Raw genomic sequence first — 24,344 nt, 5'->3', positions numbered from 1 at the left:
CTCGACTAAGACCACCGACACGGGGGTTCTGTCCGGTTGCCTCCGGCTGGCGTTAAACCTAGTTCTCGTGGTGTAGGGATCAATCCTAATGTTGGATTGGTGTGTTGCGTTACTGGGCGTGTCAGAATAATTTTCAGTTGCGTGTGATGTGATACTAAAAAGAAAGAGGTCATTCAAATGAAAGTTGTCATTGTTGGTGGTGTGGCTGGCGGGATGTCTGCGGCGACACGGTTACGGCGGTTGGATGAGGACGCCGAGATTGTTGTCTTGGAAAAGGGTCCTTATGTGTCGTTTGCGAACTGTGGGTTGCCTTACTATCTCTCAGGTGAGATTGCCGATCGCAGTGATCTGATCGTTCAGACGGCAGATAAGCTACAGCAACGGTTCAACCTCGATGTGCGGCCGAACCATGAGGTGACGCAGATTTTACCGGAGCGTCACGAGGTAGTTGTTCGTCATGATGGACAGGAGTCCCGGGAAAGTTATGACCGGCTGATCTTGTCACCGGGAGCGGCGCCCGTAGTGCCGCCGATTGTGGGCTTAGATACCGCCGAAAACGTCCACGTTTTACGGAACATTCCCGATCTTGACGGCCTCATGGCGGGGCTGAAGGCCGATCAACCATCGTTAGTCGTTGGTGGCGGCTTTATTGGTCTAGAGGTGGCCGAAGCCCTGACCAAGCGAGGAGTCGCCGTGACCGTGGTGGAACAGGCCGACCATGTGCTCCCAGCATTGGATACCGAGATGGCGGCATTTGCTGAAAATGAACTCCGGCAACATGGCGTGCGGGTCGTGACTGGCCAAGCCGTGGCGGCCTTTCAGGATCGTGGGGAGACGGTGGTCTTGACTGATGTCACTCAGATTTCCACCGGGCTAACCTTATTAGCCGTCGGGGTTCGCCCCGATACCCGTTTGGCCAAGGAAGCTGGTCTGAAACTAGGGCTACGGGGCGGACTCGTCGTGGACCACCACTATCAAACCAGTGACCCCAGCATCTATGCGGTGGGGGATGCGATTGTGGTCAATCAGGTGCTGGATGGCACGCCAACCTTGATTCCGTTGGCTTCGCCGGCTAATCGCCAGGGCCGACAGGTCGCCGATAATTTGGCTGGTCTCGACCGACCGAACCAAGGGAGTCTGGGAACCGCCATCGTGCGGGTCTTTGACCTCACGGCGGCCGCCACTGGGTTTAGCGAGCAACAGGCCAAGGAAAAAGGGTTGAAGGCCAGCGTTATTCACGTGCGGGGTACCAGTCATGCCGGCTATTTCCCCGGTGGGACACCCTTACTCCTGAAACTCATTTTTAATGCCGATTCCGGTGCGATCTATGGCGCCCAGGGTGTTGGTAAAGCGGGAGTCGATAAGCGCCTAGATGTCTTGGCAACCGCCATCAAGGGTGGCCTGACGGTGGCCGATCTCCCCGAGTTGGAATTAACCTACGCGCCACCATTTGGATCGGCCAAGGATCCCGTGAACATGCTGGGCTACGCGGCGCAAAACGTGATGGATGGCCTCAGTCACTCGATTCAGTGGTCTGAACTCCCGGCCGCGCTGCAGGCTGGTAAACGGGTGCTGGATGTGCGTGACCCTTCAGAACTTAAAGAGGGCGTCTTTCCAAATTCCGTGACCATTCCCCTCAACGAGTTGCGAGAGCGGTTGGATGAACTGGATCCCAAGCAGGCCTATGTGGTCAGCTGTTTCAGCGGGCAACGGAGCTACATGGCCGAGCGGATTTTGCGGCAACATGGGTTTGACGTGGTTAATTTAGATGGGGCCTTCAACCTGTATCGGGCAGTACGTTCTCAGGATTTGGTCAAATTTTAGCAAAAAGTGCTTGCCTTCGAGTGGCCCTAAGGGGCTAAGATGTATCCCATAAACTGAAATGGAGGAGACGCAATGCCTACAATTACAGATGAATTTACCTTAAATAATGATTTAAAGATGCCCAAGGTTGGTTTTGGGACCTGGCAAACGCGGCCTGGTAAGGAAACTTACGACGCCGTGACCAATGCTTTAACGGCTGGTTACCGCTTCATCGATACCGCCAAGGCTTACCAGAACGAACAGAGCGTGGGCGAAGCCATCGCTGACAGTGATGTGGTTCGCGAGGACATCTTCGTGCAAACGAAGTTACCGGCTGAATCGAAGAGTTACGACGCCGCAATGGCTGACTTCGAGAGCAGTTTAGCCGCCTTGAACCTGGACTATGTGGATTCTTATATCATCCATGCGCCATGGCCTTGGGCCCAAATGGGCAGTAACCATGACGCCGAAAACCGCGACGTTTGGCGGGCCATGCAGGACATTTACAACAGCGGCCGGGCCAAGGCTATTGGGGTATCTAACTTCAATTCCCATGACCTCGAAAACCTGTTAACGTGGGACGGCCTGACGGTTAAGCCCGCCGTTGACCAGATTCAATACTACGTGGGGCACACCCAAGATACGATTGTGAAGACGGCGAATGCCAACCAGATCCTGGTTCAGGCGTATTCCCCACTGGCAACCGGTGGCTTGGTCGATAGCCCAGAACTCGAACGCGTTGCTGGCAACTACAACGTGTCGATTCCGCAATTGGCCTTGCGCTTCGTCATCCAAAATGGCGTGGCCCCACTACCAAAGGCTCGGGCAATGGCCCACGTCGAAGCCAACGCCAAGCTAGACTTCGAAATCAATGACAAGGACATGGCGTTCTTGAACCGCTTAAGTGATGCCAACGGCTGGCATCCGGTTGGAGATTAAAAGGCAAGAGTGCAAAAATAGCCGTTTAGGTCCTGAGCATTAACGTCGTCTCCATGATGACCCCGATCTTGGGTCATTATGGAGACGGGGTTAAGCGCAGGGACCTGGCTATTTTTGCACGTTTCGGAGGCTGCCACCACCAGGATCAAGCGGCGGAAGCCGATCCGGTTTTGGATCACCAAACAAGTCTAATTATTTGAGAAAAAAGCACCATAAGCAATAACGAAAACAGACAACAGTCAATCTGACCAGAACTATCAGACCGACCACAGCAGAAAAGCCAAACCGACACTCCCCCGTCTCGGTTTGGCTTTTTTGCGTTCAGTTTTGATGACTGCATCAATTATGCTTAAAAGTTATAGATAATGATTTAATTTAAGTATTGGCTATATCCAGCCAGACTTCCTATACTGACAGTTATAACCAAAGGAGGTCATCAACATGACAGAACCCGCAATCTTTCAACGTGCCTTATCCGGGAAGCCCTTGGACTTCACTGGAGCTGACTTTCAACTGGTCAATCAGACCGCTCAAAAGACGCAAGAGTTACTGAAAAAATACAACCATATCGATCAGACCAATGCCGAACGTCGTGCCACGCTCAGTCGCGTCGTGGGGTACCGCATCCCCGACTCCACCGAGGTGAACGCCCCGGTGCACAGCGACTTTGGACCGCATCTCTTTTTCGGTGAAAATGTTTACGTCAATCAAGGCGTGGTGTTCGTGGACTTAGGCGGCATCTATTTAGCGGACGGGGCCTTGATTGGCCCGGGTGCCATGTTGATCACGGTCAATCATGTCGAGGATCCTGCCCATCGGCGCGACGTCTACGCCAAGTCGATTCACATTGAAAAGAACGCTTGGGTTGGCGCCAAGGCCTTGATTCTTCCGGGGGTCACGGTGGGTGAAAATGCCATCGTTGGCGCCGGATCCATTGTGACCAAGGACGTCCCAGCCAACATGGTCGTCGTGGGTTCACCAGCCCGAATCTTGCGTCGCGTGAAAGGAAGTATACCAGATGAAAATTAAATGGTTTTTGATTGGGCTCAGCCTAGTCGGATTGTCTGGCTGTGCGGCGCAATCAACAGCTAAGCCGGCTAGTGCCAGTTCTACGGCTGCGTCAACGAAGACGAGCTACCGGCGTCCAGCAACCACCGCGATTCAAGTCACCATTGCTGGTCATCGGCTGAAGGCCCATTTGAGTCAGAGTCAACCGGCCAAACAGTTGCGTCGTCAGTTACCGGCCACGTTTCGTTTCAATGGCATGGGTGCGGGCGATCCCGAAAAGACGAGTGACTTAAAGCAGGTCCTGCGGGTAAACCACACGCCGAGCGGGGCCAATCCGCGTCCCGGTGATATTGCCTATTGGTCCCCACAACCCCGATTGGTCTTTTACTGGGGGGATGTGGCGTACTATCAAGGGATTCACGTGTTGGGACATTTTGACCAGCGGCGGCGAGCGGAAAAGTTGATTCGCCAGCAGCATCGGCCATTTACGGTCAGGATTACCGCCGAATAGATCGGTTTAATTCTCGGCGGGCGTCAACTCGGATCGAATCTGAGCCAGTAACGCTTGGGCGGCGGTAGACAAACGCTGGCCCTTTAACCAGACCAGACTGGAACCGGATGAGGTCCGTGGATCTAGCGGGACAAAAGTGAGGTCGGATTGGTTCGTGTTGATGATGCCGTCGAGACCTAACGCGCTCCCGACCCCGGCCGAGACCAGGAGTGAGGCATTGTACAGTAGGTTGTAGGTGGCGGCGACGTGCAGGTCGGCCGTGTCCAGTCCAAAGAGGGCGTGGATGCGCTGACTGCCACCCTGTTGGGGCAAGATGAGCGTGGCGTTGGCAATGTCGTCGAGACTTACCGTGGCTTGTTGGGCCAACGGCGAGTGATTCTGGACCAGGAGACCCCAGCGACTCTCGCCGGGCAACCGTAGGAAGTCGTAGTCGGTCTTGTCCGTGGGTTCCATGATGACGCCGAAATCAAAGACGCCGGAGCTGAGTTGTTGGTGGATGTCACTGGCGTCGGTGCTGACGAGGTTAATCTGGACGTGTGGGTGTCGCTGATTCAAGTGACCGATGGCCTGAGCCACGGTCAACATGCTTCGTGCCTCGGCACTCCCCACGTAGACGGCCCCGCGAACGTCCTGTTCCTGATGAATATTGGCCAGGGTCTTGTCGGTCAAGGACAGGATTTGTTTGGCCTGATTGGCGAAGTACTCGCCGTCGGCCGTTAGCTGAATGCTACGATTTCCTCGCTCGAAAAGCACCGTCCCGAGTTCGGCCTCTAACTCTTTGAGTTGCCGCGATACGGTAGGTTGCGAGACATGGAGCCGTTCCGAAGCCTGACTGATATTCTTTTCCTGAACGACCATCAAAAAGTAACGTAAGACGCGTAATTCCATCGTCACCATCTCCTATAACTGATTTGTATAGCACTTAATTTGATCTAAGCATTCGACATATCAAAAGTCAACTCATAAGATAGAACTTGAAGATAACCACAGAAAGGAACGAGGGTAGATGAAAAAATGGACGACAGAACGGCTACGAGCCTTCGCGACAGCCGATGACCTGCGGATCTCGCCATTTTATAGCGATGGCCAGACCTATGGCACGCCAACTTGGATCTGGTCCGTGGTCGTGGGTGAGCACCTCTACGTCCGGGCCTGGAATGGCCAGCGCTCCTCGTGGTATCACTCGGCGATTGACCAGCGGGCGGGACGAATCTACTTGGCTGGTCGGACCTTTCAGGTGGGGTTTCTACCAGTTATCAACGATGCCGAATTGGCCACGCGGATTGATACCGCCTATCGCCAGAAATATCAGGACAGTACCTACGTCCAACCGATGTTACAAGCGGGGCCACAATCGGCCACCGTCGAGATTTTGCCAGCCTAGAAAGTGAGGGGGATTCCCATGAAAATCAATGAAGCCGCTAAGCAGTTACGAACCAGTGCATGGACACTCCGTTATTATGAACAGATCGGGATAATGGCGCCGATTGCCCGGGTCAGTGGGATGCGCGACTACAGTGACGCTGATTTGGCCCAGATCAAGGGCATCCTGGATCTGCGGGACTGTGGGGTCACGATTGAGGAAATTAAGCAGTTCCAAGTAGCCGAATCAAGCGAAGAACAACGCGAGATTTTAACGGATCAGGCCGCAGAGCTGCGCGACCAAATTGACCACTTACAGGAATCCCTGGAACGGCTCGAAACGAAGATTACGGACCTGCCAACCCAGAAATTACAGGCCAGTGCCGCTTGTTAGTATAGGGCCAAGCTAATTTAGAACTGAACAAAAATCGCCACAATCCATTAACCGGGTCGTGACGATTTTTTTAATTTTTATGCGAAAAAATCCGCCTAAATTTCGTTAGTAAGAGTGACCACTAATTTTCGGGTGTCCAATACCAGACACCCAGCATGAGCAGAATCAGGTCGGCGACGAACAATCCCAAGAAGACGGGGATGAACAGGGTGATCAACAGGCCCACGATGCCTAATAGGAGACCACGCGTTTTAACGCCACTGAGCGGGGTCACATTGTAGAGTCGCGGTCGGGTCAAGGCGAGTAGCGCCCCAAGAATCAGGACCGTGACGATGATTAGGCCACGATAGTAGACGGTCTCACCAGACGCCACCGTTTGGGCAATGAAGAAGGATTGCAGGGTCAGACAGGCAATCAGGAAGCGATGGACACCGCGGAATAGCGAGATGGGCCAGTAGCGATGCGCGGTGATTTTCCGTTCCTCCATCAGGGTGTAGTAAATCATCCAGGTGCCAATGATCGTGACCATGGCGATGATGAAATGGGTGTAGTCGGCGAGGTGGGTATGATCCTCTGTCATGTGCTCGATGATGCCGGCCAACGATTCGCCTAAAACGATCATCGTAAAGAGGCCATAGCGTTCCAAGACGGCCGAATTGAGTTCAAAGGGGATCTTTCGCGTTTTAAATTCACGGTCAAAGTTCCTATTTTCAGCCATGACGGCTCCCAGAAAGATGACCAAACTGACGATCACCAGCCCCTGTTGAATGGCTAGACTCGGCACAAGAATACTGCCGATCAGGAGAATCTCACCAATCACATAGGCCCGCAAGAAGGGGCGAGTCGTTGTGGCATGTAGCGGATCGGCAATCATGGTTTTTAGGTAGAGGTACATGTAGATGAGCTGGTTAAAAGAATAGGCCAGGATAAAGCCGGTATAGTGACCGGCGAAGACGTCCGGGGTAAAGGTGGCCGTCACCGCGACCGCGATGATTTGAAGCAAGGAGAAGCTGACGTTTCGCAGGTTGTTTTTCCCGTGAAGGTCGAAGTACAGCACCATGTTGGTCCAGGTGTTGAAGAAGAACAGGAACAAGACCCAGAAGGTCATGAAACCGTACAGGGTAAAGTGTTCCGCTAAGTTCTCCACGAAACTATGGATGATGACGACATAGACCAGATCTGAGAACAGTTCGAGCCAAGAAATTTTACGATTATCGATGGTATTGGTGATGGTCCGCGGCGCACCCCACCAGGATTTAGACTTATTTTGCACTAGGAAGACCCTCCAGAAATGAGTTAGATTGGCATCTCGCGAACCCGCTGCGTCACAAAATCGATGAACGCCTGCGCAATCGGGGATGGTGTGTGATTCTTACGCCAAATCATGGTGTGGCGCGTTTGACTCAGGGGTTGTAGGGGAACGAAGGTGAGTTGATCATTCGGATAGAAACTCAACACGCCATCGATCCCAATGTCATAGTAGCCGTGATTGAGTAGTAGTGGTGTCACGTTATTTTCCAAGTTATGATCACCACAGAAGTTCAGACTGTCGGGATCTAGGCGCAGCCAAGTGGCAATCTGATTTTGAACGATTTGCCGACGGGGGCCAATCAGTCTTAAGCCCTGTAGGTCGGCCCCCGTGATCACCGAATGCGCGGCCAGCGGAGCGGTCTTAGCCATGATCAGTCCCCAAGTTTCGGTTACGGGGATGGCGTGGGCGAAGTATTTGGCCGACTCCACGGGCTCCAATAAGAAGCCAATGTCGAGGGCCCCACGATCCATTTGGCGGCGCAGGGAGTTGCCATCCGCACTATACAGTGAGAAATGAATGTTGGGGTGGACCTGTTGAAAGTCGGCGAGCCAATCTGTCAGATACGTGGACAGGTGACTTTCAACACAGCCAACTCGTAAATTTCCGGCCAGGCCAGCCTGATCATGGACGTCCCGTTTGGTCTGTTCCAAGACGTTCAGAATGGTCTGAGCGCGTTGTTCGAAAAGGACGCCGGCGTCGGTGAGGGTAATCTCGCGTTTGCCCCGAATGAAGAGTTGGGCGCCCACCTCGTCCTCCAGTTCCTTGAGCTGGCGGGACAGGGTGGGTTGGGTTGTATGGAGTTCATTGGCCGCACGGGTGATATTGCCAACCCGCGTCAGCACGGTGAAATAATGAAGTAGCCGGGTATCCATGAGTGCCTCCCTTAAGTATACAAAAACTGAATGATAAAGCATTTCAACTAAGCATTTTACATTATTATCAATCGCCCGTATGATGATGTCAATGAGTTGAACTTGAAAGGGGTTCTTTGTATGAGTGAATGGACAACGCAACAGCTACAAGCCTTTGCGACGGCAGACGATATGCACGTCTCCCCGTTTTATGAAGATGGGAAAACCTATGGCACGCCAACCTGGATCTGGTCGGTCGTGGTCGATGGTCATCTCTATGTGCGGGCCTGGAATGGCCAACAGTCACGGTGGTACCAATCCGCCAAGACCCAAGGGGCCGGTCGGATCCATCTCGCCGACCAGGACTTCGACGTGGCCTATGTGCCCGTAACTACCGATGACCAGCTGACGGCCGCCATCAGTCAGGCTTACGAAACTAAGTATGCCGGGAGTCCTTATCTGCCACCAATGGTTGCGGCGGGACCGATCAGTGCTACCGTACGACTCGATCCGCTCAGTGCGGAATAGACCTGACCGCGCCTTCCGGGCGGTGAAAATAAGCTGGAACGCTGTGGGCGGACGCCCGAAGCCAAAGAGCGGTCTTCGGGCTCGCTTTGAACCGCTGAGGAACGCGTTTCAAAGACGCCAATTCTCTAAGCGGCACAGAACGCCACTAAGAGAATTCCCACGGCTGGGCTTATTTTCACCACCCTCCCGGCTGACAGTGATCGTGACAAAGATGTGAGTCGGCGGTTGCTAGAATTGATCGCTTAAATCGTTATCTAATTAAAGGAGAAAAACTATGACAACACAACCTAAAATTGCACTTGGAACCTGGGCCTGGGGCGACACGCCGGATGGCCAAGTTTTTGGGAATCATTTGACTGCCGCCGACTTGAAGCCGGTCGTGGCCGATGCGATGGCCGCGGGGTTAACCTTATGGGATACCGCCTATGCTTATGGTGCGGGGGCTTCCGAGGATAAACTGGGCGAACTCTTACAGGACTATCCGCGCGCGAGTTACCAATTATCAACGAAATTTACCCCTCAGATGGCCGCCGGTGACAGTGACCATGAGGTGGCCGATATGCTGGAAGGTAGTCTGAAACGCCTACACACGGATTACATTGACATCTATTGGATTCACAACCCGGCCGACGTCGAGAAGTGGACGCCACAACTGATTCCCCTCGTGAAGAGTGGCAAGATCAAGCGCGTTGGGGTCTCGAACCACAACCTCGCCCAGATCAAGCGAGCTAATGAAATCTTGGGCGAAGCGGGCATTCAAGTCTCTGCCGTTCAGAACCATTTCAGTCTATTGTACCGGTCCTCAGAAGAGGCCGGGATCATCGACTATTGCCGGAAACATGACATCACCTTCTTTGCTTACATGGTGCTGGAACAAGGTCTGTTGAGTGGTCGATATAACGTCGACAACCCGCTACCCGCCGACAGTATGCGCGGCAGTATTTACAACAGTGTCTTGCCACAAGTGAGTGCGTTAACCGAGGGCCTTCAGAAAATTGGTGCCGCACAACAGGCTTCCGCTGCCGAAGTAGCCACGGCCTATGCGATTGCCAAGGGGACCACACCAATCATTGGGGTGACCAAGGCCAAGTACATTCCAAGTGAGGCCAAGGCAATGGCACTGACGCTGAGTGCGGCTGATATCAGTCAGCTAGAAGACTTGGCCCAAGCGGCTAACGTTGATACCAAAGGCTCCTGGGAAGCTCCCATGGCCTAAACAGCGTATGATAATGATTGTGGGGCGTCCTTATTTAGGGACTGCCACATACCTGCGAATAATAGGAGGATTTTTAAATGACTAAAGTAATGATTATTGGTGCCAACGGGGCCATGGCCCGGATTTTAACGGAACGCCTGTTGCATGAAACCACGGATACCTTAACGTTATTTTTACGGAACGACGATCGTTTGAACCAGTATGCGGGCAATGACCGGGTCACGCTGGTTGATGGGGATGTTCACGACACGGCAGTGGTTGCTAAGGCGATGGCCGGTGTCGACGTCGTTTACTCCAATTTAGGGGGTCAAGATCTGGCAACCCAAACGCAGAGTGTCGTGGACGCCATGGTTCAAACGAAGGTCCAACGGTTGCTCTACATCAGTTCACTAGGGGCACATCATGAAATTCCCGGTAAGTTCGGGGAATGGAATGAAAAGATGATTGGCGCCTACCTGCCTGGTTTCCGTGAGACGGCCGATATCGTTGAGAAGTCCGGTGTGACCTTTACCGAAATTCGGCCAGCCTGGTTGACCGACAACGACGAAGTTGACTATGAAGTGACAACCTTGGCCGATGGCTTCAAGGGAACCGAAGTCTCACGTCAGAGTGTGGCCGACTTTGCCTTCAAGGTGATTGCCGATCCAAGTCAGTACCAGAATGTCAGTGTCGGCTTGGATAAGGCCGGTACCGATGGCGACAAGCCTAGCTGGTATTAAGGAGGGCGCCCCGATGACGGTTATTGATGTCTTTGCGCACGTCCTGCCACCCAAGTTTTTGGCGCGAATGCAGGCGAGCTTTCCCGAAATCTTAGACCAATTCCCTTATATGAAGAATGATCTCCTGACCGATTTGGCGAAGCATCGGGCGTCGCTACCCGCCGATCACCAACAAGTGATCTCCGCGGTTAATTTGAACCCCGAGGACTTCGTGGCACCCAGGCAAGCGGCTGAACTCTGCCGCGCGGCTAATGACGAGATTGCCGAAATGGTCCGGGCCAACCGGGACATTTTCCCGGCCGGCGTGGCCATGGTGCCGATGAATAACATCCCGGAGGCCCTCGCCATTATTGACGATCAGGTTGCCGGAAGCGATGCCTTAGTGGGCGTTCAGCTCTTCACCCAGGCCCTGGGACAACCGATCACGGCGCCGGACTATGAACCGATCTTCGCGAAATTAGCGGCGATTGGCGCCCCCGTTTGGCTGCATCCCGTGTTCGATACCCACAAGACGGATAACGAGTTAACCTTCAGTTGGGAGTACGAACTGACCCAGGCCATGAATGGTATTGTGGCGGCGAAGTATTTCCGCAAGTACCCGGGTCTAAAGGTTATCGTGCATCATGCCGGGGCGATGGTGCCGATGTTTGGCCAGCGGATTAAATACATTCAGTCCGCTGAAAACTATGAAGATTTTCATCGTTTCTACGTTGACACCGCAATCCTGGGAAATCCTCGGGCCCTTGATCTGGTCGTGGATTTCTTTGGCAGCGATCACGTGTTGTTCGGAACGGATTCGCCATTTGGCATTCCGCCCGTGGGACCTACCGCGGTCGTGGAACAAGCGGTGAATGACATGCAGGTGTCGGAGACGGAGAAGCAACGGATCTTCAGCGGCAACTGGCAGTGGTTAATGGCCACCGACTAATTGTAGTTGTGGTGAGCAGGGCGTGATGCCCGCGCCTCCGGGCGGGTGAAAATGGGCTGGGACGCTGTGGGCGGACGCCCGAAGCCAAAGGGCGGTCTTCGCGCTCGCTTTGAACCGCTGAGAAGCGCGTTTCAAAGGCGCCAATTCCCTAAGCGGCCAAGTTCGCCGCTAAGGGAATTCCCACGGCTGAGCCCATTTTCACCCACCCTACGGCTTAGATTGATGAACTTTTACAAATGGAGTCGGCCTTTTAACCGAGGCCGTTCTCTTTTACATAATTCGTTATGGCTGGTTTTGTTTATTTTTAAATGGTTAGGAGTCAGATAAACTTGATGACAGAACATGAAAAATTATTAGCGGGTTTGGATTACGACTATCGTGATCCAGAACTCCAGGGATTGATTGCGCGCGGCAAGGATCTGCTGCATGTGATCAATACCAGCCAGGATATGGACCAACGTGCGGCGGCCATGCAGGACTTCTTCGGGCATGCCGGTGAACGACTCGTCATCAATGGCCAATTCAGTGCCGTTTATGGCGCGCATATCGCGGTCGGTGACGACGTCTTTATCAATGGCAACTGTACGTTTCAGGACTCCAATCGGATCGTTTTAGGCAACCGGGTTATCATTGCCCCTGACGTGAAGTTTTACTGTGGCGCGCATTCGCTAGATGCTACGCAACGTTTTGGCGTGCGGCCAGATGGCACACGTTACCTGATTACCACGACCAAGCCCATTACTGTGGGCGATGATGTCTGGATCGGGGGCAACGTCACCGTGATCGGCGGGGTCCACATCGGCAATAACGTTGTGGTTGGCGCCGGGGCAGTTGTCACCAAGGATGTTCCGGATAACACGGTCGTTGCCGGGGTTCCGGCACGCGTTATCAAACCGCTGGCGCCCTTGACGACACCTAAAGGAGAGTAGGTCATGACGACACCGTTATTTCGCTTGTTTAAATTAAAGATCACCGCTGACGAACGCGAAGCCTTTGCGAAGGTGGGTGAACAGAACCTGCTGACCTCGATCAAAAATGAACCGGGGACGCTGGCGATGTACACGAGCCACGTGGACCCGGCCGGTCTGGACAATCGGGTTATCGAGATTTACCGCGATGCGGCTAGTTATGATCAGCACGCGCATTCGCCCCAGTTTGCGGCCTTTCGTGAGGTTGCCAAGCGCGCCGTGATGAGTCAAGCAGTAAGCCAGCTGACCCCACGACTTTTATTGGAAAAACCGGACCCATTGCGGGGTGGCGCGACGCAGTTCAGCCAACTGACCGAGCTGACGATTCCGGTTGATCAGGCAGCGGCCTATCAGACGTTGGTGACGGCGAGTCTGCGACCAGCGATGGCCGCCGAGGCGGGTCTGTTGGTGGCATTGGTGGGCCAGTCTGTCGATGATCCAGAACGCTGGGTGCTTTTCGAAGTGTTTCAAGATCTGGCCGCCTTTAAGACCCATTGTCAGACACCCGCCTTTCAGATTTATCAGACCGAATCGCGGTCGTTGATCACGACGGCCGATGCGACGGTTCTCACGGGCGACACCCTGGTCAATCAGGGTGGGCTGACCGTTATTAATGAAATTAATTAAAGGAAGCTAAAGCATATGCAATATACGAAATTAGGTCACACCGGACTCGACGTTTCTCGCTTGTGTTTGGGAACAATGGGCTTCGGTAACGCGTCCACGGGGATGTTTCCCTGGGCGATTGGTGAGAAACCGAGTGAGGCCGTCATCAAAGAAGCCTTGGATCTCGGGATTAACTTTTTTGATACGGCTAATATTTATTCCCATGGAGACAGCGAACGGTTCGTCGGTCACGCCCTGAATAAATTGGCCGACCGGGACAAGATTGTCTTAGCCACGAAGGTGTTCTTCACGCCGACGCAGGGGCCCAACTTAGCTGGCCTCTCGCGTAAGGCCATCCTTTCGCAAATCGATCAGAGCCTGGAACGGCTTCAAACGGACTACGTCGATCTCTATATCATTCATCGCTGGGATTACACCACGCCGATTGAAGAGACCATGGAAGCCCTAAATGATGTCGTTAAGTCTGGGAAGGCGCGCTACATTGGGGCCTCGGCCATGTTTGCTTGGCAATTTGAGAAGGCCCAAGCCGTCGCCGAACAGCATGGCTGGACCAAGTTTGTGTCGATGCAAAATCACCTGAACCTGCTCTATCGTGAGGAGGAACGGGAGATGTTGCCGCTGTGTGCCGATCAAGGCATCGCCGTGACCCCGTACAGTCCCTTGGCTTCGGGTCGGTTGACCCGTGATTGGGCTGGCGAAACGAAGCGCTATGCCACGGACAAGGTGGCCCGCGAAAAGTACAATGACAGCAAAGATTTAGACATGCCCATCATTGCGCGGGTCGGTGAGATTGCCCAAAAGTATGGCGTCGATCGGGTTCAGGTTGCTTTGGCCTGGCTCTTACAGAAGCCAACCGTCACGGCGCCGATCATCGGAGCAACCAAGTCCAGTCACCTCCAAGGCGCCGTGAAGGCTCTGGATCTGACCTTATCCGCCGAAGATATTGCCTATCTGGAAGACCCCTATCTGCCTCATGAATTGGTGGGACCACTGGCATCTGCGGGTGACACGAAATTCACACGTTAATGGATAGGCAAGTTTAACACGAGCTAATGCCGTTTAATCTGTGCAAAATAAAGAAGCGAATCGCCAATTGGTCGATTCGCTTCTTTTCGTTAACTAGTTAATTCGTCAGGTAGTTACTTAAACGTTCGGTTCACATAATCTTCAACGGTCCCGGTCTTGGCACTTTCATTGACGCGACCGGTGATCTTCACTTGGTCGCCAGCAGTCATCAGGACGGCCTTGGGGTAGTCGGCGGTGCCGATGGTCCAGAGGGTGTCTTGGCCCTTCAAGGCGAAGAGCACGTTCTGGGTGTCACCATTAGGGATAACCACGACCCGTTCGACGGTTCCGCTGGCCTTAATGGTCTTGGAAGATGTCGTTGAGCTGGCTGTCGACCCAGAGGAGGCCAGCTGGACGCGGTATTGGTCCAGCGCCTGGGTGGCCGTGGTGGCGTAGGCCTTCACGCTTTGGTCGGCTGCCTTGATGTAGGCGTAGCTCCGGAAGGCCCCGGTGGAGTCTAAGAGGGAGACGACCCAGGTCGGGGTGCCGTCAATGTTGTACATGATGGGCATCGTGGCCGACCATTTCTGAGCGACGTATTCCTTTTCGGCAATCTTCTTGGCCCCGTCGCTATCCATGACCCCGATATTCTTACCGGTGTAGTAGGTCAGTGTCCCGGTCCGGGCGTTAATCATGGAGTAACCCATGGTTGAGTCGGCGCCAGTCTTAGGCGAGGTGAAGTCGTTGAAATACGAGATGTTGCCATGCTTGTCGACGACTGGGGTGACGCCGTCCTCGGTCCCGTTACTGTTCGGGTCCTTGACGCCGGTTTTGTTGAAATGAGCATTGAAGAAGCCATTGCCATACCAGCCAAAGATTTCATTCATTTCGGCAGCGGTCGAGGAGGCGATCGACTCGTTGATAAACTTCGGTGCCCCGGCGGCCGAGTACAGTTTGGTCTCCCCGGTCTTGGCATTTAGGACCGCGACGTGGAGGCTCTTGTAGTTGATTCGACTGGAAACGCCACGCGCCTTGTAGACGGTTTGGATGAAGTAGGGTTCCCCGTTATCTTTGATTTCGAGTTGGGGTTGGCCTTCCTGAACCCAGCCAGGGAAACGGTTGTAGATGACCCGCTGCGCGTCGTCAAAGAGGTAGGCACTCGGGGTGTATTTCATGGGTTGTTTAACGAATTTGGGTTCAGCATTGACGTTGGTGGCGTCAATCATGAAGTAGCCGGGACTCTTCTTCGCCCGTTGCCAGCGCCAGAAGCCATCGAACTCGACGGGAGCAATGTAGACGGTCTTGCCCTTCACGACCTGCGTCTGGAGTGCCCCCAGCTTGTAATAGGACGTGTTGGGCACGGCACTCATGGCCTTGTTCATCTTGTTCCGCACGGTCTTGGGGGCAATGGCGATGGGGGTGGCGTCCTTATCCAGGAGCGGCGCGGTCTTCATTGTCTTGATTTTGAGGGAATTGTAAACAGGTTTGACGCCGAACTTGGTCTGCGCGGCCCCGAAGAGACTGGTCAGGAAGAGAAGTCCTAGGATGCCGGCTGCGACGTTCAGCCCGCGATTGCGGCTCCGGACATGGGGACGGTTCTCACCGGCCTCAATGACGACGTCAGGACTGCTGAAGGCCAAGAACGGTAGGTAGCAGACCCCACTGATGACATTTAAGATAATCAGGCTAAAGAGGGCCTTGCTCGGCAGAACGACGAACACGGCGACTAAGGCGATCAGGTAGTAGACGACGTAGACCCCGGCCAATAGGCGGAGGTGCTGACGACGTTGCACGATGCCCATGATGGCCATGATAAAGGCCGACAGGGTGCAGAAGAAGGCGACTAACAACATGCGGATGAATTCCTTTCTGAATGTGATCTGAGGAAAAGCAATTATTTCTAGTGTAGCGTACTTCCTTTTAAAGTGATAGGTGAGTCACGATTAAGTGGCTGTACGCGGCTGGACCAGAAGCGCTGAGATATCGATTTTGGATAATAAGCAGGCTAGAACTTTAGTGGGTCAGGTTAGTCGGTTAAGTCCACCAAAACAAGGTTAAGTGAATGCTGGATCAAAGCCTGGTTTCTAGGCTGAAGCGTCCCCACAGCAGGCTTAATCCCTGGCAGCCGCAGGCGGCCTTTTTATCGCAATATTCAAATCCCAACCAAAAAGGGGCAAGACATAAAGGTCTCGCCCCTTAATCATGAAAAACAACTATTTAATAATCACTTTGGTCTTAGCCGGAATATGACTGTTGATCCAGTGCGCATCGGGAATTGGCATCCGAATGCACCCATGGCTAGCCGGGTGGCCCAGCTTCTTGGCTTCACTCTTGATGTAGTGGCCCTGACTGTTGATGACCACAGAGTGGAACATGTAGATGCCCCAGCCCTTGAAGGAAGTCCAGTAGTTGGCACCGACGAAGTGCTTCCCACGATTTTGAATGTGGAAGGTCCCTTTAGGCGTTGGCGTCGACTTCTTCCCCGTTGAGCAGATCATGGTGTAGAGCACCTTGTGATGCTTGCTCATGACGTAAACCCGTTGCTTCTTGAGGGAAACTTGTAGGTAAACGTGCTTATGTACTTTTAGATTAGGGTAAGGCTTGTTTTCGGATGGCCGTTCCCAGCGTGGCTTCTTGGCTTTCTTGATCTTTTTGGTGGTTTTGGCGTAGGCCGTGGCTTGATTCCCCGGTAAGTTCGTGCCAATGACTCCACCGAAGAGGGCGAAAATGGCTAGTCCCGTGATGAGGCCAATTCTAAACTTCTTCATGACGACTCCTCCTTGAAATGCTCCCGATATGTCTTTAATTTTAAGTGTCGACTGAAACACTGTCAACACACATTTAGCGGTACTAGCGGGGGTGGGATCGAAAAAGGCCGCACCAAAACCAGCGTTAGACTAGCGTTTTTGTGCGACCTACATAAATAACTTAATTTAAATATTAACCCTTAAACATAAAAATTCCCCGAATAATCTCGGCACCGATTAAAACCAGCATGAATGACCAGGTTGCTAACGTGACAACGCTCCCCATGGTAAAGACCTCCTTGTGTCGGAATGCTTACCTTTATTGTACGCCGAGTCCCGACAGGACACAATAGGAAACGCTTTCACGATGGCTAGATTGTTACTGATTATTAACCGCGATCAGACTGCCAAAAGTGGCGGTCGACATCCCGGGAATGACGCGTAATCGGGACAGATTGTAGCGACCTTGACTCATCTGGGCCAGACCTTCCTGGGTAGTCAGGGCGATGCTATAGCCGGCTTGTTTGGCTAAGCGGTGGGTTGTCTTGTCGGCCCGACCGGCGGGATAACAGAGAACCTCAGTCTTCTGATTCAGCTTGGCATCCAGCCACTGCTTAGACTTGAACAGTTCCGTCTTCTGCTGGGCGGCGGTGATTTCGTTTAAATCCAGGTGCTGAACAGTATGGCTGGCGAAATCAACGCGTCCGGTGGTTTTCATCTGTTTCATTTCCGAGAGCGTCAAGTGGTTGGACTTGTGGGTGAACCCGGTGATGGCGTTGATGGTGGCGTGCACCTTGGTCTGTTCCAAGGCAGGCAGACCATGCGTCAGGTTATCCTTGTAGGCGTCGTCGAGGGTGACCCAGACGACCTTCTTCTGGGGCACGGTGTTGGTGGTCAGCGCCCGAACCGCTTCGTCAGCGGTCAGGGTGCGGTAGTGGTGACGTTGAAGGTAGGCCATCTCCTGTTGAAATTGTCGCGCGGGTACCCGCAGGGAGTTGCCACTAGAAATGCTGTGGTACATCAGGATTGGTAATTTTAACGGCTTGTTTAATCTGATCCATGGCTTGGCCTTAGGTTGCTTGACCACGGTGCTTTTGGTGTCGGATTCCTTGCGGCGACTTTCGCTAACTGGCGCCGCCGATTTTTTAACGGGTTGTCGTTGTTGCCAGACAACCACTCCGATCAGCACGACGAGTAGTGCAACCAGGCCCCCCAAGATTCCCCATTGTTTCTTCATGTCTAATTCCCCCAATTAGTTATTTCACCTACATAGTATAGGGGGTTCAACGTGAAGTGGCAATGCTTAGTCTGCCCGTTGCGCTAAACGGCGGTAGTAATCGATGGCGTCAGGGGCTAGATGTAGGGCCGCAATGACCTCACGATCGGACTTTTGGGGATGACGGCGGAGATAGTTAACTAAGTAGCCTTGATACAGGCCGGCTGGGCCGAGGGCGAAGCCGGTGAGGGCCTCGTCGGGCTTTAAATATTTATGGAGTCCCGGAAGTGTGAGGTGTGGGTCGGTTGAGGCCCGTTGCTTGAGAAACCAGTCGGACGACCGGAAGCGGGCCTGGAGGGGCGTGATAAATTCACGGAGCTCAGTTAAAAAGGTCTGGGCCGCGGGTGACCAGGATCGCGTATCAAGATCGGCGGTAAAGCCGGGCCGTAGAAAGGCTTGAACCGGATAACCGTGAGCGATCAGCAAGAGTGTCAGGCGAGTGTAGACGTGAAGTCGTTGGTCTGCCAATAAGTCATCGAGGTCGTCGACCCAGCGAAAGTTCAGGGGACGCGCGGCCTGCTTGGGCTTGCTCTTGAGGTCCAGGGTTGGCAAGTAGGGCGTCCAGCGGTGGGAGAAGAGAAACTTGAAGTAGACGTTGAGGTGGGACAGGATCTTGTTATAGGTTTGATTTTGAATCTGGCGTTGGTCAACCAGCATGGCCAGATATTGTTGGACATCGGCGGTCTGAAGCTGATTGACGTGGTGCTCCCGTTGATAGGTAGGATTAAAGTTTTCGAGGTATTTAAAGAAATCGGTCAACGTGGCGTTATATTCGTCGAACGTGGCCTGCGCCATGGATCGCTCGTGAAGCACGCGGTTGAAGGCGTCTTGATAGGGATAAGTCTGGGACATGGCAAAGCCTCCTTGATAATGATTACTTTAACCAAGAAAGACGGTGCTGGCAAGTCATCATCTCTTAATGCTAATGAAAAAGACCCGAACGACTAGCGTCCGGATCCAATTTGTAAGTGTGATTAAGTTAGGCAGTAACTGGAACCTTGGCCCGCAAAGCGGCTTTGTCTGCGTCGCTGAGGAAGGCGCCATCAATGGCGTTGTGGGTTAATTGGGCCAACTGGGGCCAATCCAAATCGCTGTGGTCATGGAGTGCTAGGATTTCGTCGGTCAAATTAACGTCGGCAATCGTTCGGTGATTGGTGTTCACGGTGACCTTCAGGCCAGCATCGAGAAAATCCTGAAGTGGCAAGTTAGGATAATCGGGCAGGTCGACCGAGCGGTGGCTACTGGTCAGACAGGTTTCTAGCGTGGTCCCGGTCCGTTTGGCCCGGGCCATGGCGGCTGGGAAGCCGTTGAGTCGCTGGCCGTGACCGATGCGCTCAACCTTCAGGCTCATCGCGACGACCACGTTATCCACGGGGGCCGTTTCTCCGGCGTGCAGGGCGATTGGTAGGCCAGTCGCATGAGCGGCGCGGATGGCATCGGCAAGCGCAATCGTGGGGTATTCAGCCTCATCGCCGACAAGGTCTAGACCCACGACACCCTGATCGGCAAATTTGGCGGCCGTTTCAAAGACCGTGGTGAGTTCGGCTAACGATCCTTCACGGCGGCCACAGACGATGGCGTTGACGGGTACGCCGTATGTTTTCGTTCCGGCATGGAGCCCCCGAAGCAGTGCGGCAATGGCCGCTGCCAAGGTCAGGTTGCCTTGGGTGTAAAGCGTTGGTGTGAACCGGGTTTCCATGTAAATGAGCCCGTCGGCTGCGGCGGAGCGCACGATGTCAGCCCCGGCGATTTCGAGTTGTTCGGCGGTCTGCATCAGGTCAATGACTGGTTGAAAGCGCTTTAAATAATCTGTAGTCTCGGGATTCGTCGCGGTGGCAATGAGCAGGTCGTGTAACGCGCGATCGCCCACGGGGAGCGGCGTTGCCGTCACCGCGGCCATTTCACGCAGGGCACCGAGGGAGAGTGAACCTTCAAGGTGACAGTGCAGGTCGATCTTGGGGTACTGACGGACGGTAACGGGGGTAAATGGCTGTTGGGTCATGGAAATTCCTCCTATATTGTTGGTTGACGTTGATGGGTTACAGCCACCTTCGGTGGACAGAGCGAACACCCTATGGTTACAATCACCTGTAAAAGATAACAATATGCGTGAACGTAACCCGGTAGGCCGGAGGTAAACAGACAGAACCCCGTGTCGGTGGTCTTAGTCGAGGTTCTGTCTCGACTTAGAGCACGGCCAACTTTGAAACTCGGGTTCTTCGAGGTTCAAAGTTGCCCTGAAGACCGCTTTTCAGGTTTCAGGTTTGCCTCACCGGGTGGCGTCTGTTTACCGCAGGCCAACAACGTCGGTTGATATGAGTTTAGTATACCATGAGTCGGGCGGCCGTAAGGGTGGGAGATATTAGCCGAAAATGATTTCACGGTTAGCGTTTGTGAATGGTCATTGAACTAACCAACATCGCCTAAGATCCCATGAATTGCCGGGGGATTTTTGACCAAGGATGTGTCGGTCGAGTGTCAAATTTTACAATTTTGAAATTTCGAGTAAAAGCGTTGTTTCCTAATGGAAAACATTATAGAATGAAGCTACTTAGATGGGGTTAACGATCACCCGGCGGAACAATATTTAAGCCGATTGGCTTAGTCGTTGACTCTATTATTTACACCTTAAATATAAACTGCTTAAAATTAATAATTAACTGATTAATTTGGGGGATCTCTGCAAGGCTTTAGAGAGAAAAGGAGTAATTTTATGGATCAATTGAATTCGCGATTAACGCGTTCTGATTTTCGGGCGCATCGCGTGGGGAAGAAGCGCTACATAACGGGGTTCGATGGTATTCGAACCTTAGCTGTTTTGGGAGTTATTATTTATCACTTGGCACCATCGACGCTTCAAGGTGGCTACCTGGGAGTTCCGATCTTTTTCGTAGTTTCGGGTTATTTGATTACCTATCTGCTGATTCAGGAGTGGGATCAGACCCATACCATCGATATCTGGGGCTTCTACGGCCGACGGTTGAAACGACTGTATCCGGCACTGGTCACAATGTTACTGGCGACTACGGCGTATATTACGCTGTTCCAACGGGAGCTACTGGTCAACATCAGAAAGACGGTGCTGACCAATTTAATTTATGGGTACAACTGGTTTGAAATTAGTCACGGGCAATCGTACTTTGACCGGTTCAGTGGAGAATCACCGTTTACCCATTTGTGGTCGTTGTCGATCGAAGGTCAGTTTTACCTGGTTTGGCCACTCGTGGTCTTGGCCCTGCTGATTCTGGTTAAAAAGCAAGGCCGGATCTTATTGATTTTGCTAGGGGCGGCAATTGCGTCGGCCTTAGCGATGGCTCTATTATTTGATCCGCAGAACACCAACCGGGTTTACTATGGGACGGATACGCGGATGTTTGCCATCCTAATTGGTGCGGCCATGGCCTTCGTTTGGCCGGCCCATCGACTTAGTGCGGATGTCACGCGAGCCCATCGGTTGATCATGGACGGCCTCGGGGGCGCCTCACTGTTGGCCCTGATTTACCTGTTCTTTAACATGAACGGCCAGGCGGCCAGCACTTATCGTGGCGGGATGTTCTGGTTCACCGTACTCTCCGGAATTCTGGTCGGGACGGTTGCGCATCCTGGTAGTGATATGAATCGAATTTTATCGAACCCTGTCTTTAGTTACGTGGGACAACGGAGTTATGGAATTTACCTGTATCAATTTCCGGTCATGATTTTCTACGAATCTCGCATCAATATTGGCAATCATCCGCTGTTCAATGCTTTGGTTGAGGTTGCCTTGATTATGGTGGCGACGGAACTCAGTTACCGTTGGATTGAACGGCCATTACGGCACTACCACTATGGACAGATTACCAGCGACGTGGTCACCTTCTTCAAGCAACCTGACGCGCACCGACTCGCTAGCAGTCTCGGTGTCATCGGTGCCTTACTCTTTGGACTGACGGCAGTCGGCTTTGTTCAACAGCCAGCGGCAGCCAAGCCAACGGCGTTACAACAGACCATCACACAACGACAAGCGGCAGCCAAGAAGAAGAATGCCGAAGCCGCTAAGAAACAAAAGGCCTTAGCCAAGGAAGCTTCAAAACGCAAGCATGAAAAGGCTGTGGCGTTCTCGAAGCTCTCTAAGGAAGACCAAGACACGTCGAAGACGTACTACCTGACGCCCGAAGAGGTCGTTACCAGTAAGCAGACGCCGTTGACGGCGATCGGGGATTCCGTCCTCTTGGATGACTCGGGGGACCTGCAGAAGGTCTTCCCTGGCGCCATCGTGGATGGTAAGGTTGGCCGGCAAGCGGCGGACGTGAAGGACATTGTAAATAGCCTCGCTCAACAGGGGCAACTGGCGAAGAATGTTCTGATCAACATTGGAACGAACGGTTACGTCACGCCGGAACAGGCCAAGGATATCGTCGAGGCCATTGGACCCAATCACGAGATCTTCTGGGTCACGGCTCACGTCCCAACGCGGGAATGGCAGAACTCGGTTAACCGACGAATTCAAAAGACGGCGGACGCCTACAAGAACGTCCACGTTATTGACTGGTACAGCACGGCTAAGGGCGAAGACAAGTGGTTCGTCAGTGACCATGTTCATCCGAATAATCGGGGGAACCGACACTACACGTCACTCATCGCCAAGGCTGTGACTAAGGTTAGCCAACAAAAATAAGTGTGAGATTGGGTTGGGTCGCCTGCGGTAACCAGACAGAACCCCCATGAGGCAGACCTGAAGCCTGAAAAGCGGTCTTCAGGGCAACCTTGAACCTCGAAAATCACGAGTTTCAAAGTTGACCGTGCTCTAAGCCGAGAGAAAACCTCGGCTAAGACCACCGACACGGGGGTTCTGTCTGGTTTCCTCCGGCTGAGATTGTGTGTTGTTAGTTATCGTATTCGAGAGTGAACGGGGATTGTTGATGGCTGGCTGATGTTAGTCAATTACTGATGCCAGTAAATTGGCAATGTGTTTTCGCAATTGGTCAATGCAACTCTTCGCTTTGGCAATGCTGGATCTTTGCCGGAGGGTGGTTGCTCAGAGGGCTCAGTCGTGTCGTTTCACTTAGCTGGGTGGTTTTCCTAGCCTAGTGAAAGCCCGAGTTTGAAGACCTGCGCGGTTTGGGCGCTGGGCTTCAAATCGTGGCCACAACGTTCCAGCCCTCTGAGCAACCGCCCGGAGGCCTGATCTCCAGTAGCTCTAAACCTTAAAACCCATTAAATCATTAGAACGACAAGTGATCGTGACCGCTATTAATTTGGCGGTCACGATTTTTTCGATTTGACATGAATAAGGCTCTAAGAGTAAGTTCCGTTAATTTACCGCTAATCCCTTATTTAACAGGGTTTTGAGTGCTTTTTGAGTGTCGCTATTTCCGTCTCCCTTGGGGGCGTGATATGATACCCGTGAATTCAGAGATGAGTTCAAAATTATTGGGGGGTAATTGTTATGATGAAAAAAGTTGCAATGATCGCAGCTGCAGCAGCCATGGTATTACCATTAGGGGTCGGGGCTATTGCTCCCGTAAGTAGTTCCGTGACTGCATTTGCCGCTGCCAAACCAGCAGTGAAGAAAGTCAGCTATACGTTATTGAGTAGCAAGGCCTTGAAGAAGGCGGCTTACAACGTCAAGACTGGGAAACCAGCGCTTTATAGTGCTGCTTTTGCCGCTGACAAGTCTAAAGTGACGATGGCTAAGAAGGGCACGGTGAAGGTTGGCGTTAACTTTACCGCCAGCAAGAAGATTGTGATTAAGAATGCCAAGGGCAAGAAGGTCAGCTATGTTTACATCAAGACGGCTAACGGCAAGGTTAAGGGTTGGGTTGCCCTTTCCAAGTTAGTCGCTGGTAAGTTCATGGCGGCCGATGGGATTCACAAAGCAAATACGTATACCTTGGTTAGCGCTAAGAAGATTAAGAAGAGCGCTTACCACTTCAAGAGCACTCGTCCAGCCTTCTACACGGGCAAATTCGCTGCCGATAAGTCAAAGGTTACGTTGACATTGAAGGGCAAGTTACCAGAAAGCAAGACCTTCTACGCAATTGAACAGATCACGATTAAGAATGCGAAGAAGAATGTCAAATACCTCTACGTTACTAGCGGAAAGACGAAGGGCTGGGTCTTAGCTTCTAAGTTGACCGCCGGCAAGTTCATGGCAGCTGACTAACCATT

Annotated in this window: 23 protein-coding genes; 15 read left to right on the top strand and 8 right to left on the bottom strand. The window is 52.9% G+C overall.

The window, feature by feature from the left end:
* Nucleotides 1–177: 177 nt before the first annotated feature.
* From OCU14_RS00780 to OCU14_RS00765, 4 genes are all read left to right on the top strand, one after another.
* Nucleotides 178–1,824 (top strand): FAD-dependent oxidoreductase, encoded by a 1,647-nt coding sequence (locus tag OCU14_RS00780; RefSeq protein ID WP_261809349.1) that lies wholly within the window; start codon nucleotides 178–180, stop codon nucleotides 1,822–1,824.
* Nucleotides 1,825–1,896: 72 nt separating this feature from the next.
* On the top strand, nucleotides 1,897–2,742 hold the full coding sequence (locus tag OCU14_RS00775; RefSeq protein WP_261809348.1) for an aldo/keto reductase family protein: 846 nt from the start codon (nucleotides 1,897–1,899) through the stop codon (nucleotides 2,740–2,742).
* Between the two features lie 441 nt (nucleotides 2,743–3,183).
* Nucleotides 3,184–3,771: a DapH/DapD/GlmU-related protein gene (locus OCU14_RS00770; protein WP_261809347.1), complete on the top strand. Its 588-nt coding sequence runs from the start codon at nucleotides 3,184–3,186 to the stop codon at nucleotides 3,769–3,771.
* Nucleotides 3,761–4,261 carry a cyclophilin-like fold protein gene (locus OCU14_RS00765; RefSeq protein ID WP_261809346.1) on the top strand — a complete coding sequence of 167 codons (501 nt, stop codon included), beginning with the start codon at nucleotides 3,761–3,763 and terminating at the stop codon, nucleotides 4,259–4,261. The genes OCU14_RS00770 and OCU14_RS00765 overlap by 11 nt, the downstream gene beginning before the upstream one ends.
* A 6-nt stretch (nucleotides 4,262–4,267) precedes the next feature.
* Here OCU14_RS00765 and OCU14_RS00760 read toward each other — a convergent pair whose 3' ends face one another.
* Nucleotides 4,268–5,149, bottom strand: coding sequence for a LysR family transcriptional regulator (locus tag OCU14_RS00760; protein WP_261809345.1), 882 nt, complete (start codon nucleotides 5,147–5,149; stop codon nucleotides 4,268–4,270).
* Between the two features lie 118 nt (nucleotides 5,150–5,267).
* Here OCU14_RS00760 and OCU14_RS00755 point away from each other — a divergent pair, with 118 nt between their 5' ends.
* Nucleotides 5,268–5,645: a DUF2255 family protein gene (locus tag OCU14_RS00755; RefSeq protein WP_261809344.1), complete on the top strand. Its 378-nt coding sequence runs from the start codon at nucleotides 5,268–5,270 to the stop codon at nucleotides 5,643–5,645.
* 18 nt (nucleotides 5,646–5,663) lie between these two features.
* Nucleotides 5,664–6,017, top strand: a complete 354-nt coding sequence (locus tag OCU14_RS00750; protein WP_261809343.1) for a MerR family transcriptional regulator — start codon at nucleotides 5,664–5,666, stop codon at nucleotides 6,015–6,017.
* 121 nt (nucleotides 6,018–6,138) lie between these two features.
* Here OCU14_RS00750 and OCU14_RS00745 read toward each other — a convergent pair whose 3' ends face one another.
* Both OCU14_RS00745 and OCU14_RS00740 read right to left on the bottom strand, forming a co-directional pair.
* Nucleotides 6,139–7,290, bottom strand: a complete 1,152-nt coding sequence (locus tag OCU14_RS00745) for a low temperature requirement protein A (RefSeq protein WP_261809342.1) — start codon at nucleotides 7,288–7,290, stop codon at nucleotides 6,139–6,141.
* Between the two features lie 23 nt (nucleotides 7,291–7,313).
* Complete coding sequence (locus OCU14_RS00740; protein ID WP_261809341.1) at nucleotides 7,314–8,201, bottom strand: LysR family transcriptional regulator; 888 nt, start codon at nucleotides 8,199–8,201, stop codon at nucleotides 7,314–7,316.
* A 120-nt stretch (nucleotides 8,202–8,321) separates the two neighbouring features.
* Here OCU14_RS00740 and OCU14_RS00735 point away from each other — a divergent pair, with 120 nt between their 5' ends.
* From OCU14_RS00735 to OCU14_RS00705, 7 genes are all read left to right on the top strand, one after another.
* Nucleotides 8,322–8,708, top strand: a complete 387-nt coding sequence (locus tag OCU14_RS00735) for a DUF2255 family protein (RefSeq protein ID WP_261809340.1) — start codon at nucleotides 8,322–8,324, stop codon at nucleotides 8,706–8,708.
* Between the two features lie 274 nt (nucleotides 8,709–8,982).
* Entirely contained in the window at nucleotides 8,983–9,924 is a 942-nt protein-coding gene (locus tag OCU14_RS00730) for an aldo/keto reductase (RefSeq protein WP_261809339.1), read from the top strand.
* A 77-nt stretch (nucleotides 9,925–10,001) separates the two neighbouring features.
* A complete protein-coding gene (locus tag OCU14_RS00725; RefSeq protein ID WP_261809338.1) occupies nucleotides 10,002–10,643 on the top strand; it encodes an NAD(P)H-binding protein in 642 nt (213 codons plus the stop codon).
* A gap of 13 nt (nucleotides 10,644–10,656) precedes the next feature.
* Complete coding sequence (locus tag OCU14_RS00720; protein WP_261809337.1) at nucleotides 10,657–11,571, top strand: amidohydrolase family protein; 915 nt, start codon at nucleotides 10,657–10,659, stop codon at nucleotides 11,569–11,571.
* A 332-nt stretch (nucleotides 11,572–11,903) separates the two neighbouring features.
* A complete protein-coding gene (locus tag OCU14_RS00715) occupies nucleotides 11,904–12,500 on the top strand; it encodes a DapH/DapD/GlmU-related protein (RefSeq protein ID WP_261809336.1) in 597 nt (198 codons plus the stop codon).
* A gap of 3 nt (nucleotides 12,501–12,503) precedes the next feature.
* Nucleotides 12,504–13,166, top strand: a complete 663-nt coding sequence (locus tag OCU14_RS00710) for a putative quinol monooxygenase (protein WP_261809335.1) — start codon at nucleotides 12,504–12,506, stop codon at nucleotides 13,164–13,166.
* A gap of 15 nt (nucleotides 13,167–13,181) precedes the next feature.
* Nucleotides 13,182–14,192, top strand: a complete 1,011-nt coding sequence (locus OCU14_RS00705) for an aldo/keto reductase (protein ID WP_261809334.1) — start codon at nucleotides 13,182–13,184, stop codon at nucleotides 14,190–14,192.
* Between the two features lie 113 nt (nucleotides 14,193–14,305).
* Here OCU14_RS00705 and OCU14_RS00700 read toward each other — a convergent pair whose 3' ends face one another.
* The 5 genes from OCU14_RS00700 to add form a co-directional block, all read right to left on the bottom strand.
* The gene (locus tag OCU14_RS00700) at nucleotides 14,306–16,024 is read right to left on the bottom strand and encodes a hypothetical protein (protein ID WP_261809333.1); all 1,719 of its coding nucleotides are present in this window, start codon (nucleotides 16,022–16,024) and stop codon (nucleotides 14,306–14,308) included.
* Between the two features lie 360 nt (nucleotides 16,025–16,384).
* Complete coding sequence (locus tag OCU14_RS00695; protein ID WP_261809332.1) at nucleotides 16,385–16,939, bottom strand: L,D-transpeptidase; 555 nt, start codon at nucleotides 16,937–16,939, stop codon at nucleotides 16,385–16,387.
* Between the two features lie 358 nt (nucleotides 16,940–17,297).
* Complete coding sequence (locus OCU14_RS00690; protein WP_261809331.1) at nucleotides 17,298–18,155, bottom strand: polysaccharide deacetylase family protein; 858 nt, start codon at nucleotides 18,153–18,155, stop codon at nucleotides 17,298–17,300.
* A gap of 66 nt (nucleotides 18,156–18,221) precedes the next feature.
* Entirely contained in the window at nucleotides 18,222–19,046 is an 825-nt protein-coding gene (locus OCU14_RS00685; RefSeq protein ID WP_261809330.1) for a site-specific integrase, read from the bottom strand.
* A 127-nt stretch (nucleotides 19,047–19,173) separates the two neighbouring features.
* A complete protein-coding gene (gene add / locus OCU14_RS00680) occupies nucleotides 19,174–20,196 on the bottom strand; it encodes an adenosine deaminase (protein WP_261809329.1) in 1,023 nt (340 codons plus the stop codon).
* 711 nt (nucleotides 20,197–20,907) lie between these two features.
* Between add and OCU14_RS00675 the strand changes: the two genes are divergently transcribed.
* Nucleotides 20,908–22,851 (top strand): acyltransferase family protein, encoded by a 1,944-nt coding sequence (locus tag OCU14_RS00675; RefSeq protein WP_261809328.1) that lies wholly within the window; start codon nucleotides 20,908–20,910, stop codon nucleotides 22,849–22,851.
* Nucleotides 22,852–23,622: 771 nt separating this feature from the next.
* A complete protein-coding gene (locus tag OCU14_RS00670; protein WP_261809327.1) occupies nucleotides 23,623–24,339 on the top strand; it encodes a hypothetical protein in 717 nt (238 codons plus the stop codon).
* The last annotated feature ends 5 nt before the right edge of the window (nucleotides 24,340–24,344 follow it).

The organism is Levilactobacillus humaensis, assembly GCF_024345185.1.
GTDB classification, from domain to species: Bacteria; Bacillota; Bacilli; order Lactobacillales; family Lactobacillaceae; genus Levilactobacillus; species Levilactobacillus humaensis.
The sequence above is the reverse complement of the archived record's forward strand: the minus strand, read 5'-3'. Positions and strand labels throughout refer to the sequence as shown.

Excerpts from the sequence above, each read along its gene's own strand:
- OCU14_RS00780 (WP_261809349.1), top strand. The coding sequence starts at position 178 with ATGAAAGTTGTCATTGTTGGTGGTGTGGCTGGCGGGATGTCTGCGGCG.
- OCU14_RS00755 (WP_261809344.1), top strand. The coding sequence starts at position 5,268 with ATGAAAAAATGGACGACAGAACGGCTACGAGCCTTCGCGACAGCCGAT.
- OCU14_RS00690 (WP_261809331.1), bottom strand. The coding sequence starts at position 18,155 with ATGAAGAAACAATGGGGAATCTTGGGGGGCCTGGTTGCACTACTCGTC.
- OCU14_RS00715 (WP_261809336.1), top strand. The coding sequence starts at position 11,904 with ATGACAGAACATGAAAAATTATTAGCGGGTTTGGATTACGACTATCGT.
- OCU14_RS00770 (WP_261809347.1), top strand. The coding sequence starts at position 3,184 with ATGACAGAACCCGCAATCTTTCAACGTGCCTTATCCGGGAAGCCCTTG.
- OCU14_RS00765 (WP_261809346.1), top strand. The coding sequence starts at position 3,761 with ATGAAAATTAAATGGTTTTTGATTGGGCTCAGCCTAGTCGGATTGTCT.
- OCU14_RS00750 (WP_261809343.1), top strand. The coding sequence starts at position 5,664 with ATGAAAATCAATGAAGCCGCTAAGCAGTTACGAACCAGTGCATGGACA.
- OCU14_RS00675 (WP_261809328.1), top strand. The coding sequence starts at position 20,908 with ATGGATCAATTGAATTCGCGATTAACGCGTTCTGATTTTCGGGCGCAT.
- OCU14_RS00730 (WP_261809339.1), top strand. The coding sequence starts at position 8,983 with ATGACAACACAACCTAAAATTGCACTTGGAACCTGGGCCTGGGGCGAC.
- OCU14_RS00760 (WP_261809345.1), bottom strand. The coding sequence starts at position 5,149 with ATGGAATTACGCGTCTTACGTTACTTTTTGATGGTCGTTCAGGAAAAG.
- OCU14_RS00685 (WP_261809330.1), bottom strand. The coding sequence starts at position 19,046 with ATGTCCCAGACTTATCCCTATCAAGACGCCTTCAACCGCGTGCTTCAC.
- OCU14_RS00775 (WP_261809348.1), top strand. The coding sequence starts at position 1,897 with ATGCCTACAATTACAGATGAATTTACCTTAAATAATGATTTAAAGATG.
- add (WP_261809329.1), bottom strand. The coding sequence starts at position 20,196 with ATGACCCAACAGCCATTTACCCCCGTTACCGTCCGTCAGTACCCCAAG.
- OCU14_RS00705 (WP_261809334.1), top strand. The coding sequence starts at position 13,182 with ATGCAATATACGAAATTAGGTCACACCGGACTCGACGTTTCTCGCTTG.
- OCU14_RS00710 (WP_261809335.1), top strand. The coding sequence starts at position 12,504 with ATGACGACACCGTTATTTCGCTTGTTTAAATTAAAGATCACCGCTGAC.
- OCU14_RS00695 (WP_261809332.1), bottom strand. The coding sequence starts at position 16,939 with ATGAAGAAGTTTAGAATTGGCCTCATCACGGGACTAGCCATTTTCGCC.
- OCU14_RS00740 (WP_261809341.1), bottom strand. The coding sequence starts at position 8,201 with ATGGATACCCGGCTACTTCATTATTTCACCGTGCTGACGCGGGTTGGC.
- OCU14_RS00720 (WP_261809337.1), top strand. The coding sequence starts at position 10,657 with ATGACGGTTATTGATGTCTTTGCGCACGTCCTGCCACCCAAGTTTTTG.
- OCU14_RS00735 (WP_261809340.1), top strand. The coding sequence starts at position 8,322 with ATGAGTGAATGGACAACGCAACAGCTACAAGCCTTTGCGACGGCAGAC.
- OCU14_RS00725 (WP_261809338.1), top strand. The coding sequence starts at position 10,002 with ATGACTAAAGTAATGATTATTGGTGCCAACGGGGCCATGGCCCGGATT.
- OCU14_RS00700 (WP_261809333.1), bottom strand. The coding sequence starts at position 16,024 with ATGTTGTTAGTCGCCTTCTTCTGCACCCTGTCGGCCTTTATCATGGCC.
- OCU14_RS00670 (WP_261809327.1), top strand. The coding sequence starts at position 23,623 with ATGATGAAAAAAGTTGCAATGATCGCAGCTGCAGCAGCCATGGTATTA.